Annotated in this window: 11 protein-coding genes and 2 pseudogenes; 7 read left to right on the forward strand and 6 right to left on the reverse strand. The window is 49.3% G+C overall.

The features are described from left to right. Positions 1–1014, forward strand: a complete 1014-nt coding sequence (gene repA, locus KI228_RS23280; RefSeq protein WP_141227212.1) for a plasmid replication initiator RepA — start codon at positions 1–3, stop codon at positions 1012–1014. A 924-nt stretch (positions 1015–1938) separates the two neighbouring features. Here the strand turns inward: repA and KI228_RS23285 are convergent. After that, positions 1939–3428: pseudogene (locus KI228_RS23285) on the reverse strand (Tn3 family transposase); the annotation flags it as partial. A gap of 6 nt (positions 3429–3434) precedes the next feature. Here KI228_RS23285 and KI228_RS23290 point away from each other — a divergent pair. The 4 genes and pseudogenes from KI228_RS23290 to KI228_RS23305 all read left to right on the forward strand — a co-directional run. Next, positions 3435–3797 (forward strand): annotated as a pseudogene (locus KI228_RS23290) (recombinase family protein); the annotation flags it as partial. A 1083-nt stretch (positions 3798–4880) separates the two neighbouring features. Beyond that, a complete protein-coding gene (locus KI228_RS24415) occupies positions 4881–5171 on the forward strand; it encodes a CPBP family intramembrane glutamic endopeptidase (protein ID WP_227641047.1) in 291 nt (96 codons plus the stop codon). 2 nt (positions 5172–5173) lie between these two features. Next, the gene (locus tag KI228_RS23300) at positions 5174–6427 is read left to right on the forward strand and encodes an HlyD family secretion protein (protein ID WP_001567323.1); all 1254 of its coding nucleotides are present in this window, start codon (positions 5174–5176) and stop codon (positions 6425–6427) included. Further along, entirely contained in the window at positions 6427–8604 is a 2178-nt protein-coding gene (locus KI228_RS23305) for a peptidase domain-containing ABC transporter (protein WP_001567324.1), read from the forward strand. The genes KI228_RS23300 and KI228_RS23305 overlap by 1 nt, the downstream gene beginning before the upstream one ends. Before the next feature lie 41 nt (positions 8605–8645). Here KI228_RS23305 and KI228_RS23310 read toward each other — a convergent pair whose 3' ends face one another. The 3 genes from KI228_RS23310 to KI228_RS23320 all read right to left on the reverse strand — a co-directional run bounded on the left by KI228_RS23310 (position 8646) and on the right by KI228_RS23320 (position 10944). Beyond that, positions 8646–9416 (reverse strand): TraX family protein, encoded by a 771-nt coding sequence (locus KI228_RS23310; protein ID WP_141227213.1) that lies wholly within the window; start codon positions 9414–9416, stop codon positions 8646–8648. 426 nt (positions 9417–9842) lie between these two features. Beyond that, the gene (locus KI228_RS23315; RefSeq protein ID WP_224267619.1) at positions 9843–10457 is read right to left on the reverse strand and encodes a hypothetical protein; all 615 of its coding nucleotides are present in this window, start codon (positions 10455–10457) and stop codon (positions 9843–9845) included. Next, the gene (locus KI228_RS23320; protein WP_141227214.1) at positions 10450–10944 is read right to left on the reverse strand and encodes a thermonuclease family protein; all 495 of its coding nucleotides are present in this window, start codon (positions 10942–10944) and stop codon (positions 10450–10452) included. The genes KI228_RS23315 and KI228_RS23320 overlap by 8 nt, the downstream gene beginning before the upstream one ends. Positions 10945–11221: 277 nt before the next feature. Between KI228_RS23320 and KI228_RS23325 the strand changes: the two genes are divergently transcribed. Next, positions 11222–12385: an HNH endonuclease signature motif containing protein gene (locus KI228_RS23325; RefSeq protein ID WP_141227215.1), complete on the forward strand. Its 1164-nt coding sequence runs from the start codon at positions 11222–11224 to the stop codon at positions 12383–12385. 314 nt (positions 12386–12699) lie between these two features. On the opposite strand, the gene KI228_RS23330 is transcribed toward KI228_RS23325, so the two are convergent. Together KI228_RS23330 and KI228_RS23335 are read right to left on the reverse strand one after the other, a co-directional pair. Then, positions 12700–13653, reverse strand: coding sequence for a hypothetical protein (locus tag KI228_RS23330; protein WP_141227216.1), 954 nt, complete (start codon positions 13651–13653; stop codon positions 12700–12702). Positions 13654–13809: 156 nt separating this feature from the next. Further along, the gene (locus KI228_RS23335; protein WP_224267618.1) at positions 13810–14391 is read right to left on the reverse strand and encodes a hypothetical protein; all 582 of its coding nucleotides are present in this window, start codon (positions 14389–14391) and stop codon (positions 13810–13812) included. Between the two features lie 286 nt (positions 14392–14677). Between KI228_RS23335 and KI228_RS23340 the strand changes: the two genes are divergently transcribed. Further along, positions 14678–14866: a hypothetical protein gene (locus KI228_RS23340; protein ID WP_121572309.1), complete on the forward strand. Its 189-nt coding sequence runs from the start codon at positions 14678–14680 to the stop codon at positions 14864–14866. The last annotated feature ends 434 nt before the right edge of the window (positions 14867–15300 follow it).

Genomic DNA, 15300 nt, shown 5'->3' on the forward strand with positions numbered 1-15300 from the left:
GTGAATGACAATCAGATTTCTGTTCACTGGTCAGATCTACCGAAAGATGAGCTAACCCGTTTCTGGCAGGATGTCGATGCCGGCACGCAGGGGAATTTCCTCATTTCTCCGGTCAAAAAACTGACCCGCCGCAAACGCGGTGAGCATTCCACAAAAGCCAAATGTGAGAATCCGGCCTGGTATCGCCCGGAGCATTATAAAAAGCTCTCCGGACAGCTCGGTCATGCCTACAACCGCCTGGTAAAAAAAGACAAAGCAACAGGGCTGGTCAGCCTGCGCATACATGTTTCTCGTCACCCTCTCTATGTCGCCGGCCGCCGTAAAGCGGGGCGTAAGTATGGCTTCCGTCCGGAACGTCAGCGCCTGCTCGATGCGCTCTGGCCAGTACTCATCAGCTTCTGTGACGCCGGTAAGCATACCGTCGGCATGTGTATCTCCCGGCTGGCAAAGGAGCTGAGCGCTAAGGACGCTAAAGGTCATGTCATTCCGGAAACGGAGGTGACGGTGTCACGCCTTTCGCGCCTTATCGAGGAACAGATACGGTTTGGTGTTCTGGGCCTCGCGGAAGAACGCACCTGGGATCGTGAATCCCGCTCCTGGCTACCAACCTATGTTTATATAACCCCTGTGGGATTCCAGATGCTGGGCGTTGATATGGGCAAGCTGTTTAAAGAGCAGGAGAAGAAGCTTCGCCAGAGCGCCGAGCGCGAGCAGTTGATCCGGGAAGGGGTAATGAGCGAACATGACGATGTCCAGCCCCACTCCGCACGTAAATGCTGGTCTGGCCGTAAGCGCCGTGAAGCACAGGTTTACCGCCGTAAAAAAGGAGCGGAGCGTAAACGTGCCAACAACCTGATTAAGCTGCCGGCAGATGAACGGCTCCATGCTATGTCTGAATGGGTTTACCGCACTCTGCCGCCTGACGAAGCATACTGGTGCACATCTGAGCGGCTTAAGGCTCTGGCTATCCAGCATCTTTACCAGCTGGATCTTGCGCTTTCTCCACCGGACTAGCATCAACGACGAAACAAAAGTCTTCCTGTTTACAAGCCCCTCACCGGGGCTTTTCGTGCTGGTTTTTTTCGGTCATCCAGCTCATTTTTTGCCCTTCCTCCCTTTACCCTTCCAGTCAGCGTTACGTTCAGGTGGCCGTTATGGCCCACAATGGCCACCGTATCTTTTTTTTACACAGAAATCCGCAAGCGAATAAATGAAACATTCCGGAATTGAATAAAAGACATTCCGCAAAATAATCTTACTTCACATTTTTTATCTCTCTGTTCATTACATTCCAGAGTAGATCTTTGTCTCCGGCCACTCTGTGGATAATGAAAAATGCCTTCGCATGCAGCGGCCTGACGGCCGCGCGCTCAGAAGAAAATCAAATGTGCCTCCCGTCGCAAGCGCCGGGCCCCGTTCAAGCTATAATCTGACACCGTGCACATACTTGACCCCTGTTAAACCGACGCCGCCCCGGCCCAAAGGGCCGGAACACCCTCGCTTTAAGAGGGATGTTGTAACTAGTGACTGAAGCTGCTGCAGGATAAGTCGCGATAGGTTCCCTGTACGCGCTCGTAAGCGCCTGACGGCGCTAACGCGGAGATACAGCCCGTCGCCTCGACGGGCTCACTCCGACAGCGCACATCATCTACAGAAGTAACTTTTAAGAGGTATGGCTTTGCAGGGTGAGGGATGGGATAGGCAGAACCTTTCATACTGCAGCGGCTAACGCCGGTCACGGCGCCATTCGACGTTCTCGCCCGGATTAGCATCTGCTGGCGCCTCTATGCCGCGAGGCGGCATCAGTTAGTTCTGCAGTACGACTGATGCAATACCTGTTGCTCATTTCACGTTTACTGGAACCTGACTCGGGCAGGTAATAGCCATCATGTCCTCGCCTGATCAGGGGTCAGTTTGGATATCGAAAATTATTGTACGTTAAGGCTGTTTTTTGACCTTCCGACTTTAGCTGGTCTCAACCGACGAAACTTACCGGAAGCCGGTATCCGGTTGCTTTTCCAGATATAATCACCTGTCAGATTGATGTGCTCCCAGCCTAACGGCGACAAATGCGACAGCAGTTGTTCGTTGATCTTTAGTCCTTTACGCTTCAGGGCATCGATCGCCCTTTCCATATACACAGTATTCCACAGCGAGATCGCAGCCGTCAGAAGCGTCAGTCCACTGGCGCGATAGCTCTGATTTTCAGGCTTTCTGTCCCTGATTTCTCCCAGCCGGTGCATAAATACCGCCCGCGCCAGTGCGTTACGTGCCTCACCTTTATTCAGCCCCGCCTGTACTCGCCGACGCAATGCAGGATCGCGGAACCAGTCAAGCATAAATAGCGTTCGCTCAATGCGCCCAATTTCTCTCAGTGCTTTGGCAAGTCCGTTTTGCTTGGGGTAGCTCGCTAGTTTTTTCAGCATCAGAGATGCTGTCACGGTTCCCTGCTTTATCGAGGTCGCCAGACGCAGTACTTCACGCCAGTGAATTTCGATCTCTTTCAGATTCAGGCTGGTCGTTGATATCAGTGACTGAAGCGCCGGGTACTGGTCCGCTTTCCCTTTGATAAACAGCTTTTTGTCGTGGAGATCCCTGATTCGCGGACAGAACGCAAACCCCAGCAGATGCATCAGGGCAAAGACATGATCGGTGAAACCTGCGGTATCGGTGTAATGCTCTCTGATTTCCAGGTCGCTTTCGTGGTATAGCAGGCCATCGAGAACATGGGTTGAATCCCTGACCCGACTGATTATGCAGGTGTAAAACGGGCTGTATTGATCCGAAATATGGGTGTAAAACTGACGTCCAGGCTCCTGCCCGTATTTCGGGTTAACCTGCCCTGCGTAGCGGCCAGAGCTGCCTGTTCTGAAATTTTGTCCGTCTGATGATGACGTTGTCCCGTCTCCCCAGAATGCCGCCAGTGGTCTTTTCCCCTGCGCGTTTACCAGCTCTGCGAGGGCGGCTGAATAGGTTTCGTCGCGGATGTACCATGCCTGGATATCTTCCAGTGATGATTTGGTGCTTCCGGGACAGGCTTCCGCCATTTTGGTCAGACCAAGATTGATGCCATCCGCAAGGATGGTGGTGAGGAGCAGGCGGGTATCGGGACGGGTAATGTCGTTTTTTATATGCGAAAAATGTCGGGTAAACGTCGTCCAGCTGTTTACCTCATCGAGAATTTCCGTGATTTTAGGGCGCGGTAGCATGCTGTAAACCAGCTCTGCCAGCGGTGAAACCTGCACCGGGACGCAGTTATCCAGCGGAGAGACTTTTACTCCCCTGTCAGATATTTCCACATCGGGCAGTTCACCAAGGGCTGCCATGGCATTGACCTCTTCAAGTCTGGACTGAAGCAGAGTGATACGGCTGGTAATGTACTCATGATTATCAGCTGATACGGGCAGGGGCAGCGCCGGTGTGAGTTTGTCAAAGTCCTCACGTCATGGCAGGCGCTGTCAGATAAAGACCCTTCACAGACTGACCCAATCACCTGCGCAGTGATAACAGCTATCAATAATATGCTTATCGACCTGATGGCTGCGATGTCGCATAAGGACTGGCTGAGCCGCCGCCAGCGGCAAAAACAGGGAATTGAACGGGCCCATATACTGGGGAAATATCGAGGCAAACAGGCTGATCAGGAACGACATCAGAAAGTTCTGTACTACCGGGAGGTCAAGAAACTGAGCATCCGTGAAACGGCAGAAGCAACAGGCTACAGCACTTCACAGGTTTGCCGAATCCAGGCATATCATCGAGATAAGTTAGATTTTAAATCAATAAGTAATAAATAATGCAAGTTCCATTCAATAACACATGATAATAAATTTACATTTATTTACATAAATTCACTTTGTGCATACATTTTGGTCATGTAATAGTGAAACAGCACTTTATGTTAAAATTTATAAGAGGGATTTTTATGTCAAATATCAGAGAATTGAGTTTTGATGAAATTGCATTAGTCAGTGGTGGCAACGCAAACAGTAATTATGAAGGAGGCGGAAGTCGTAGTCGTAACACCGGAGCCCGTAACTCACTGGGACGAAATGCACCGACACACATTTACAGTGACCCGAGCACAGTTAAATGTGCTAATGCTGTCTTTAGTGGAATGGTTGGTGGTGCCATTAAAGGTGGTCCTGTAGGAATGACCAGAGGAACTATTGGTGGGGCAGTTATCGGCCAGTGTCTCTCCGGTGGAGGAAATGGTAACGGAGGCGGAAACAGAGCTGGTTCCAGTAATTGTTCAGGAAGTAACGTCGGTGGTACCTGTAGTCGATAAGTAAGTATCAACGGAGGATACTGCAGTGTTTATTAAATTATTGTCTTTTATATTAAGTTTATTACTGGGTTTTGCGCTATTAAGTGGTTCCTCCATTATTGATTTGTCATGGTTTTCGTTGCCTGAGGAATTTTCAAAAATAGTAATTACATTGATCACCTTGTTTTCCACTGCTAAATTTACAGATATAGTTTTAGCAAAAATAATAACCTTCATAAAGTGATGTTTTGTAATGGATGAACGTTCGAGCCAGTTTAGATATAGTAAATACAGCGCTATTATTTTTCTTGCAGTGGTTATTATATCAACTATTGTAACATTATCGCCAACCTTTACACTGCGTTATGTTGGACTGGATATTGCATTTTTCATTGTGTTCATTACAGAGATTCTAATTTCAACTCTTGTTTACTTATTTTACCTAAAGGAATTTCCTGAGTGTAGAATAAAAATAAGAACAGACTCAGCTACAGTTAAATTTTCAGCCCTGTCATTCCTTATAATTATTCTGATACAGTTAGCTGTTTACTGCTACAGAGACTATTTATATCATTACGAACCATCACAGATAAACTGGATAACAGTTTTAGTGATGACACTGGTCGTACCCTACTATGAGGAGATCGTATACAGAGCCTGTGCCTTTGGATTTCTGCGTTCAATTTTCAAGGAAAACATTATCATTCCCTGTGTGATAACATCTTTGTTTTTCTCTCTGATGCACTTTCAGTATTATAATGTTCTGGATCAATCAGTCCTTTTTGTTGTATCTATGCTGTTATTAGGGGTCAGAATTAAAAGCAGATCCCTTTTTTATCCTATGTTAATACATTCAGGCATGAATACCTTTGTTATATTATTAAATATTCAAAATATTTTATAACCATGAGTATATTCAGGGAGGAAGCATTAGAACATAACAGTGATACAGAGTACGGAGATATTGTCTTACCCGCGTCATTTGGCATGTCAGTATGCGCCGTTGCTACATTACTTATATTTCTGAGCGTCTCATTATTCGTTTATTATGGTAGTTATACCCGCAAGGCTCATCTTACAGGTATAGTGATGCCTTCATCAGGACTGGTGAAAATCACACCGCAATATGCCGGATACGTCACCCGACAGACTGTTTCAGAAGGTCAGCACGTAGCTGCCGGTGAGCCTGTTTACCATATCAGCGGCGAGCATTACAACGGGCAGGGCACAGGTACACTGGCAGCCATGAGCATGTCCCTGAAGACTCAGTATGCCATGCTGTCTTCCCAGCAGACTCTGGAATTGCGTGACAACAGTCAGCAGCAGCAGGCCATACTACAGCGAATTGCCTCCCTGAAACCACAGATTAAAAGTGCAGAGCTGCGCCTGTCGCTTGCCGGGCATCAGGCCACGCTGGCCGTGTCCGTCATGGAGCGCTATAAAAAACTGGCTGGAACGCATTACGTATCAGATATCGAATACCAGCAGAAGCAAATTGACGTTTCTACGTCACTGCAAAACGTTGAGGATCAGCGTCAGGGGCTTCTGCAACTACACACTGCAATGGAGGCTGCTGAAGAAGATCTTAACCATCTCATCGTTCAGGGGGAAAGCCGTAAAGCTGAGCTGGACAGGCAGTTGCAGGGGATCAGGCAACAGCAGGACGAACTGGCCGGACAGGAGAACTTTACGCTGACGTCACCGGTATCCGGAACCGTTGCTGCCGTGCTGATCAGACAGGGACAGTCTGTCAGGGCATCTGAACCGGTCATGACTCTGGTTCCCGACAATGCTCGTCTGCAGATAGAACTCTATGCCACCAGTCAGAATGCCGGTTTTATTCAGCCGGGGCAGCGTGTTGCACTTCGGTTCGCCGCATTCCCCTATCAGAAGTTTGGCGTTCAGTACGGGACTATCCGAGAGATAAGCCGTACAACGCTGACCCCTTCGGATTTACTCTCCGTATCCCCTGTGACCTGGAAAGAGAATGAAGGGCACTACCGCGTCATCGTCGAACCTGAGAATACCTTCATTCTGGCTTATGGAAAACAGGAACCCCTGCGCCCCGGCATGACCCTTGAGGGGGATGTCAGCCTGGATACCCGCCATTTGTGGGAGTGGCTGACCGAGCCACTCTGGAGCCTGAAAGGAAAACTGTAATGGATACCCTTAAATGGACCGGGAGAAAACAGCTCCCCCTCATCCGGCAGACAGAGTCTGCGGAATGTGGTCTGGCATGTCTGGTCATGATGGCCTGCTGGCATGGTCTGCAGACAGATTTACCCACCCTGCGCGAACGTTTCAGTATCAGCACACAGGGGATGACCCTGCAGAGGCTGATAGAGTGTGCAGCCGGTATCCGGTTGTCCTCCCGGGCCGTCCGGCTGGAGCCGGAAGACCTGAAATCCCTTTCTCTCCCGTGCATTCTCCACTGGAACATGAACCATTTCGTCGTGCTTTATAAAGTTCGCGGGAGCAGGCTGGTTATCCACGACCCGGACAAAGGGAAGATAACGCTCTCCCTGCAGGATGCAGGAAAACATTTCACCGGTGTCGCGCTGGAGTTGACGCCGGCCAGTGATTTTACCGCCCGGGATGAAAGAAAAAAAATTCGCCTGCGCCAACTGACAGGCAGGACACCCGGGCTGCTGGCCGCGATGTCGCGCATCATCATTTTTGCCCTGGCGCTGGAAATCCTGACGCTGAGTAGTCCACTTCTCAACCAGCTGGTAATTGATGAAGTGCTGGTTGCCGCCGATCGAAGTCTCCTGACCGTTATAATCATTGCCCTGCTGCTGCTGTCAATGACCCAGATGCTGCTGTCGCTGGCACGCCAGTGGGCCAGTATAACTCTGTCCGTCAATTTTAACATGCAGTGGACAGCCCGGGTTTTCCATCATCTGGTGCGTCTCCCGCTGGGCTGGTTTGATGCGCGCAGTAAGGGAAGTATCAATGCCCGTTTTGAGGCCGTGGATACCATCCAGGAGGCGCTGACCACGCAGGTACTGGAAGGTATTCTGGACGTGTTGCTCGTGATAACTGCGCTCTGTATGATGCTGCTGTACAGTCCGGAAATGACGCTGATAGCCGTACTGGCAGCCATTATCTACGGTGTGCTGAGGGCGTTGTGGTATCCGTCCCTTCGACAGTCGGCAGAAGATGCCTGGGACGCAGGTGCCAGGGAGTCCGGGCATTTTCTTGAAACCCTCAACGGTATTCTGAGCCTGAGAATTAACGGCGTGACAGCGCACCGTGAGGCCGCCTGGCTGAACCTCAACATTGTTCGCAGGAATACGCAGCTGCGACAGAGCCGTCAGCTGATGTGCTATGACATTGCACACACCCTGACCGGCAGCGTGGTATCAGCGATTATTTTGTGGAAAGGTGCCGGGGAAGTACTGAACGGTACCTTCACCGTCGGCATGCTGGTTGCTTATTTGTCCTACCAGATGCGTTTTTCATCCAGTATCAGCAGCCTGACCGATAAGTATTTTTCCTGGCGTATGCTTGATATCTACAACGAACGCCTGGCTGACATTGTGCTGACCCCGACAGAAGACTATCAGCAACAACCCGCTCAGGAAGACAATGATACTTCTGTCTTCCCGTCCGTATTCCGGGGGGATGTGGCCGACGGTGCCCGTGTTCCTTTATCCCTTGAGCATATAACCTTCAGCCACAAGGGAGGGAATAAACCGATACTCCGCGGGGTGTCGCTGACACTCCATCCTGGCGAGGTGATGGCCATTACCGGTCAATCCGGATGCGGGAAATCGACACTGGTGAAGCTTATCCTGGGGATCCACATCCCGGATGAGGGAACAATCAGGGCATTTGGCATACCGCATACCCACCCGGATTATTTTCAGGTACGTCAGCGAATCGGTACCGTACTGCAGGATGACCATCTTTTCAGGGGCTCCATTGCAGATAACATCATTTTTTTCAGTGGAGACCGCAATCATGAACGAATGATCCAGTGCGCCAGACTGGCACTTATCGACAGCGATATCATGTCTATGCCGATGGGGTATCAGACGCTGATTGGTGAAACCGGTGGAGGGCTTTCCGGAGGGCAAAAACAACGCATTCTGCTGGCCAGGGCTTTGTACAAGAAACCGGGATTTTTATTACTGGATGAAGCGACCAGCCATCTTGATGTTGAAAGTGAAATTCAGATAAGCCAGACACTACGTCAGCTGGGGCTTCCTGTCCTGCTGATAGCCCATCGCCCGGAAACCATAGCCTCTGCAGACCGGGTTCTGTATCTGGCAGACGGCTGCTTTATGGAGCTGAGGCACAAGCGCACCATTGATGATGGGCTGAACAAAAATTAACCTTAACGTACAATAATTTTCGATATCCAAACTGCCCCCGATCAGGCGAAAATATACTGTATCAGACCTATAACCCCCAGGTGGCCAGCGTAAGCATAATAAAAGAAATTACGGGGCATGAAACGCTGACGACCTTCGGGGCAGAGATCCAGGCATAAAGATACAACAATCAGGGGGAACACCAGAGTAGGCAAGGTGGCCAGTAATAATGTCTCGGCGGGTATGCTGAGAAGATATTTGACGCCATTTAGGCAGAGAAGTGATAGCACGGCAACGAAGGCGGCTGTACGCCTCATTTCGAGGGTGGGGCCTCCCATAACTATTGGAAGGCTGACGGCCAGCGTTATTCCCGCCAGACCATAGCTTGCCGGCTGAAGCGGAAAAATCATGAGCGCCAGGAGAAATCCTCCGGCAAGACTTCCCTTTTTGCCGTACCGGTGTTGCAGGGCGAGCAGCTGCGTGACGCCGGCGAACACAAATAGAATGTTCATTGCCCACCACGGCTGGTGATGCTGGAATGCCAGACTGAATACCGGCTGCGTGATCACCGCCCAGACCCACAAACGGTTTGCTCTCATCTGCAGACGTTCTGGTGAACGCCGTACGTTCATCGCCCATATAAGTGTGAACAGGGGGAAGGCCATCCGGCCAAGCGCATACATCAGCGGCTGGGCTGGCGTCAGAAACACCGTATTGATGTGATCGATGAGCATGGCCAGAAGCGCCACGAGCTTGATCATATCCAGAGCAGCCGGGCTGGGTTTGCCAGTTGTCTGCAGGTTGTGAAGTGCATCGGGTACGGAAAGATTCATGCTGTACATCCCCCTGACGACACGCGGTCAGCAGCCATCTCTGAACAAAGTGCCAGAATGCTCTGCCGGTTTGCGATGTCACCCTGACTTTCAATTTTTCCAGAATTTTTCGCACCGCAAATTCTGATTTATCTCGCAGCACGCGCATTGCGCCTGCTACATCTTTTTTCTGTATACAGATACTTAAAATATGAAAATCGTTCATGGCTCTCCCTTCCTTATAATATTAATATCGGCAAAGGCCACAATATATTTAGATTAGGAAAGCATTTTTCCTATAAAAATTTATGTCATATCAGGAACGACCCAACAACTCTTTTTAGAATGATTAGCTCGCTCTATGATTTCTACCGGAGAATACCCTCCCAGAACGACAAATCGCCATCCTCTAAAACATGAATTTGTCTGCTAATAACAATTCGCATATTATTCATCTGTCTCTTTGCTATCTGGCGTGCTGGTCTGGAGCCTGGCAAAATCTTCGCGAATCGACTTAGCTGCTGGTTTCCATACCTTTTTAGCCCACTCTATATTCATTCTTCCTTCACTGACAATCTTTAGTGCGATGGCATAGGGTGTACGACCCTGCTGCTTTGATAGCCACAAAATGTGGTCGTCAATACTTTCATCCGGGATGTCATCAATAATGGAATGAATGAGGTCAAGGTCCTCTTGAACCCACGCTTTTCCCGTTCGCGGAAATACCAGATTGGGTTCGCGAATTTTTTTTGGATTTTCCTCTCTTGCCTCTGTAGAAGCATCTTTTCCGGCTGCGATAAGTCTTTGCCTCTCACTTAACCCCCCCAGGGTAGCAACCGTCCTGACCATATTTTCACGCTGTTCGCGGGTAATGCTCACCTCATCACAAATAATGACATTAAGCGCATCGATAAGTGATTCCAATTTATTCTCAGTTAATTTCATAATCGTTATTAACCCACTGTGCAATAAAATTTTTTCTTGATTAATTATTTCATTTATTTTTGACGGGAGATAGTTGAAAGCATCTTTCCAGGGAAAATCTTTGCATTCGTCATTCACTATTTGACAGAGCCGTCTCCTGATGCAACTTGCGCCAGCGCCAGGGTTCTGTCTGACCTGCGACGGACCATAGACCGGCTGCCTGACGACGGGCTTCGTTTTCCAAGATTACGTAGTCGGGCCGGATGGCTTTTCCGTGAAACCGGTAAGCCCATGCCAGTCCGTTGCGGATCTGTGCGGCATTCACATCCGTTTTGCCCAGCCACACTGTACCCAGCAGCCGGCCATAGTGATCTGTATCAGTGCCCGTGACAGTGACGGTACGCTGCACCACCATCGATGTGAGCGCCTGCCTGGAACGCTGACCAAAGGGCTGTTTTTTTTCCGGCGCATCGATGCCGGCCAGACGAACGCGCTTGAGCTGGTTGTCCGTTTCAAGAATCTCAACAGTATCCCCGTCCAGAACACGAACAATCCGACCGTTGATATCAGCAGTGGTCGAAAACGTCACAACAAACAGAACCATGAAACAGAGCTGACGGAACATGCATATACCTCCTTCTCAGTTTTTGGTGTTAGGTGACGCCTGTCCGCCGGGAAATTCTGCACTGTTCAGTACAGGAGTGCCAGTGGCTATAGCTTTTAAATTATAGCCTTAGCGAGTACGTGGAAAGCCGTGCCACTATACGCCTCCAAAAAGTAAGGTATTCTGAATAAAGTCTCACAAGACCTGCTTCCGGGATATCGACCGTTACGGTAACGTCTGGCAAGGTTGATCCCGAAGGGATGCACTTGAATCTAACATTGGTTAGGGAGCATTGATTATGCGCATCAGAAAATTGATGGAGAAAATGGGAGTTGATGATGACCGCATGGGTTCGAAAAATCTTCGAGACCTGATACGTTTTCATCTGAATATGGGAAAAACTGAGGAAGAAACCGTGATCCTGGTTGCGGATAAAGCCGAAGAAGTCCGCTCTATGCAAGGCAATTCCAGAGAACAATATATAGATCAGGCAATGGTTTATATGTGGCAGCGTTATCGTGGCCGCTGGCCGACTGTTGCAGCATATACAGTGCACAGCCAATCCGGCATAACTACGAATTACTATACCCCACCTGATGGCATTAAAGCCCCCGGCATGACTAGGAATTACTATTCCGAACCAGATGGTATTAAAGCCCCGCCCTACTGGGGGTTCTTTGTCGTTGAAGGCAAATTCCTCTTATCCCATCTTTATATGGGCGGAGTAGAGAAAGTCGCCTTCAGCCGTGAGGAACTGCTGGCCAGGTTTGCTCCGAATCCCGCTGAAAATACTGCAGGACAGATAGCTGGCTATGTCCATAAAAATCCTGACCCGAAGCACCAGATCGATCCAGTACTGGTTCGCCAGTTGTATTCCGGTGCAGATTTCCAGCCCTTTAAAAGTGTCTGGGATGCATTCAAATCTCTGGGGATCGGTGTCGATGCCGAAGCACGAAAATTCCGCCTCGTTCTGAAGCAAGAAGACCGCGCTTTCTGGCCGCAGGCGAACCCGGAGTGGGAATTTCTACTCAAATATCCGCGTAACACTGAGCGTGAACTGGTTCAGGAACGCGCACACGAAGACGGTGCAGTAAGCCAGACTCGTGCTCGTAAAAATCAAGACGTGTTCAGGCTAGATGTGGCTTATAACTGTTACGGGATCTGTGTATTGACTGGGGCGAGCGATCTCCGTTGCGAAGCCGCGCACCTGGTTTCTCATGCGCGCAAAGGCGGAGCCAGCTACCTCAATGGTATTTTCCTGCGTCGTGACCTTCATAAATTGTTCGATGACAATCTGTGCGCTATCGACCCAGTCACGATGGAAATGGTCTTTTGTGATGCTGTGCTTGCAAGCGATCCTGATCTTCACCCCCTCCACCGGCGTAAAATTGTGACACGTAATCCCCTGAAGGCTGAAAACCTCCATAATCGTTGGGAAATCTTTAGGGCTGGAAGTGCTTAATCACTCTTTTCTTTTCGTTTTCTTTATAGGGGTCTGAAGTCCAATGGGACGAAAACGTACGTTAGTTAAGTAACTGTCTGATATATCAAAACATAATGGACATTGAAAAACGCCCTCGAAACGATGTCTTTTTAATCGAAAATTGGCATTTAACGGACAAGCTTGTCTACGAATCTATTTTTCAGACGATAATTTTCCTCTTACCGTACGTTTTCGTAAGGTTGGCCCTCAAACCCCTAACTCTACTAGCTCGGCTTGAGTGTCTGCCGGGCATAATTCCATCCTCCTGCGGGCAGTAGCAAACATTGCTGGCGTCACTGTGGCGCTAAGGTGTTCGCCGGTAACCCCAGATTTTCGTTTCCTTCTACTTTACCTATCTGCTCGGTGATCCATTTACCGGCTTTATCGGCAGCGGTGAAATCCACCTCATTATTTTCCGCCAGTTCCTGCAACAGCAACTCAAGTCGGTCAATACGGTAGTGAAGCTCACGCAATACTTCAAGCATTTCAATCTGTTGTTTATCGATAAGGCGATAGTCGAATGTCATACGATAGCTTTGCAAGTTATAGTTCTGGCATTCACCGGTCTCTTTACACGCGGTACGGATGCAGTTTGCAAGATACTCCTCTGCGCTGCTGGCTTCGGTGTCTCCTCCCAGGCGCTGCAGGGCAGGAAAATACTCGGGATCAAACATTGCTGTACGAACCATCTGTTCGCCAAGGAATCTGGCTCCTAAACTTTTTTTGACCCAGTCTTTCATCCAACGGCAGTGAGCCACCAAGGTAGTGTCAGCAGCGACAGACTCCGGCTCAAACGCTGCCCGGGCAATAATATGAAACAGGAGTGCCAGGCAGTACATTTGTCCTTTTCGACTTACCGTCGCCACTTCCTGATATTTCAGTTCATAGGGATTAATGTTCGGCATGACATCCTGGCTAAAAACCAGGAACTCCTGCGACTGCTCCATCACTTTTTCAAAACGCCGGCTGCGGTTATTCGGATTGCTAAGCGATCCGGCCTGGTGCCAGAGGTCTGACAGATGACGGTATTTGCGAGAATACTCATCTTCCTGCTGTTGATAAAAATGTTTCCGGAGCTGCCCATCAATATGTCGGGCGAGACCGGAAAAATCAGGCAGGATGATCTGGGCAGGCTTACTCGGATGATGAATAAGGGAAATTAAATCTGAAATCGCCATGTCCCGGCTCTGTGGCCCGTAACGCCCCTTATCCACGCGGGTACCGATGAAAATACTTTCCAGTGTCATGCTTTATCCTTTTCCTTCTTTATCTCAATGAGAAGAGGGGTTATTGAATCAGGATGGAATTGTCTGAGCCGATGGTAAGGATTGTCTCACCTTCCTTAACGAGCCGGACGAAGTAGTCGTCCTGAAAAGCCATCCTTCGGGGTGACTTTTCTCGTTTCAGAGATCGGTGACCGGCAACAGGGATTTCGCGGCTCTGATTTCATTAATCTCCCTGTAATACTGCTCTCGTTCGACAACAAAACACAGCGAAGTGTAAAACTGCGCGATGGTCAGCCCGTCCCGCCCGGCCACTTCACAGAACAGAGCCATTGTCAGTGAGATTCCCTTCGGCAGAAACGGAACCATGTTGAAACGAAGCTGTTTCGAACGCACTTCCAGATAGGGAATGTTGTTCATCATTACACGTTTGAGGTCGTCCTCGTTTTTCAGGGCGAGGATACGGCAGTATTCCCGGTTGTAGATCGGGGTAAGATTGCTTTCAAAGCTCTGCGACATTATGTCCCGATCAGTCATCCGGGCAACCTCTTTGTCCATCAGTGCCACCAGTTCACTGGAACGCACAAAATTCCCCAACAGATCACCGAATGTGGACGTCAGTAACTCAAGAACAAGATCGTTTTTGGATTTCCCCATCAGGCTGGCCTGTTCTGTAATGGCCGCATCGATATCAGCAGGGATTTTTCGCAGCGTCATTACCCTACTGGCTTCATCCATAACCTTATCAAGAAACTTACCCATAACAGCACCTATAATCATCAATGTGGATTTATTTGATAGTTTTATCTCACAAAAGACGATTAAGAGTCAATGCTATATTTTCTGCATCAATTTATGAATTTGATGAGTTAAGTTTATTTATGAAGCAACCTGCGTGTGCCATTCTTTGTTCAGATCCGAAAACCTCCAGTGTCGGAAAACGAACGTTCCCTGGAGCAGGGTCAGGGGATTTGCACTAAAGGGTATGGTGCGAAAACGGCGTCGTGACGGCAGGATCTGGAGGTCTTTAACTCCGTAGGATAACGCAATGAAGAAAACACGTCAGGACGTCAGGGCCCGCTGGCTGGCCAGTCGGGTACCGGAGCAGCGTACCGGTGAAGAAGCGCTGAAATTCTCGGATGAATGCTGGGCAGAGGGACTGCGGCTTGCCGCCAGCCGGGCAAATCACTATCAGCATATTATGGATGTGGTTCGCTGGTCACTGACTGACAGGTAAAAAAAGCTCCCGGAAGAGAGCTTTGTGGCAGGGCGGTCAGCAGCGGAGGGTTACAGGTGGCTCTCGATGCTGCTGATCAGTTCTGAAACCACCTTTTTGAGCGGAACCGGGTTTTCATCTTCCGGGATGCCATTGAGATACGTCAAAAATCAAGGGAATGAGTACCACAAACCGTACTCAGATTATCAACTGGCACTGTTTTGAGATACCCCGCTGCTTGCGGCGGGGTTATTCATTTATTTTTAAACTTTACTCGTCACCCAATAGCTGAAACACGTTATCTGAAGACCAACATCTTAACTGGCTGCAAGCGTTGATGTTAAGGGTTTGACCCCGTGAGGAATATCTGCAAAACGTACTGGATATCTGTATCCGCTTAGCGAACGAAAACCTCACGAGCGTCTTTCATCAGGGGCCGAATCGATGATGATTCA

It is taken from the genome of Citrobacter amalonaticus, assembly GCF_018323885.1.
Taxonomy (GTDB): domain Bacteria; phylum Pseudomonadota; class Gammaproteobacteria; order Enterobacterales; family Enterobacteriaceae; genus Citrobacter_A; species Citrobacter_A amalonaticus.

Coding starts and splice junctions, on each gene's coding strand:
- KI228_RS24415 (WP_227641047.1), top strand. CDS start 4,881: ATGACACTGGTCGTACCCTACTATGAGGAGATCGTATACAGAGCCTGT.
- KI228_RS23300 (WP_001567323.1), top strand. CDS start 5,174: ATGAGTATATTCAGGGAGGAAGCATTAGAACATAACAGTGATACAGAG.
- KI228_RS23305 (WP_001567324.1), top strand. CDS start 6,427: ATGGATACCCTTAAATGGACCGGGAGAAAACAGCTCCCCCTCATCCGG.
- KI228_RS23310 (WP_141227213.1), bottom strand. CDS start 9,416: ATGAATCTTTCCGTACCCGATGCACTTCACAACCTGCAGACAACTGGC.
- KI228_RS23320 (WP_141227214.1), bottom strand. CDS start 10,944: ATGTTCCGTCAGCTCTGTTTCATGGTTCTGTTTGTTGTGACGTTTTCG.
- KI228_RS23325 (WP_141227215.1), top strand. CDS start 11,222: ATGCGCATCAGAAAATTGATGGAGAAAATGGGAGTTGATGATGACCGC.
- KI228_RS23330 (WP_141227216.1), bottom strand. CDS start 13,653: ATGACACTGGAAAGTATTTTCATCGGTACCCGCGTGGATAAGGGGCGT.
- KI228_RS23335 (WP_224267618.1), bottom strand. CDS start 14,391: ATGGGTAAGTTTCTTGATAAGGTTATGGATGAAGCCAGTAGGGTAATG.
- KI228_RS23340 (WP_121572309.1), top strand. CDS start 14,678: ATGAAGAAAACACGTCAGGACGTCAGGGCCCGCTGGCTGGCCAGTCGG.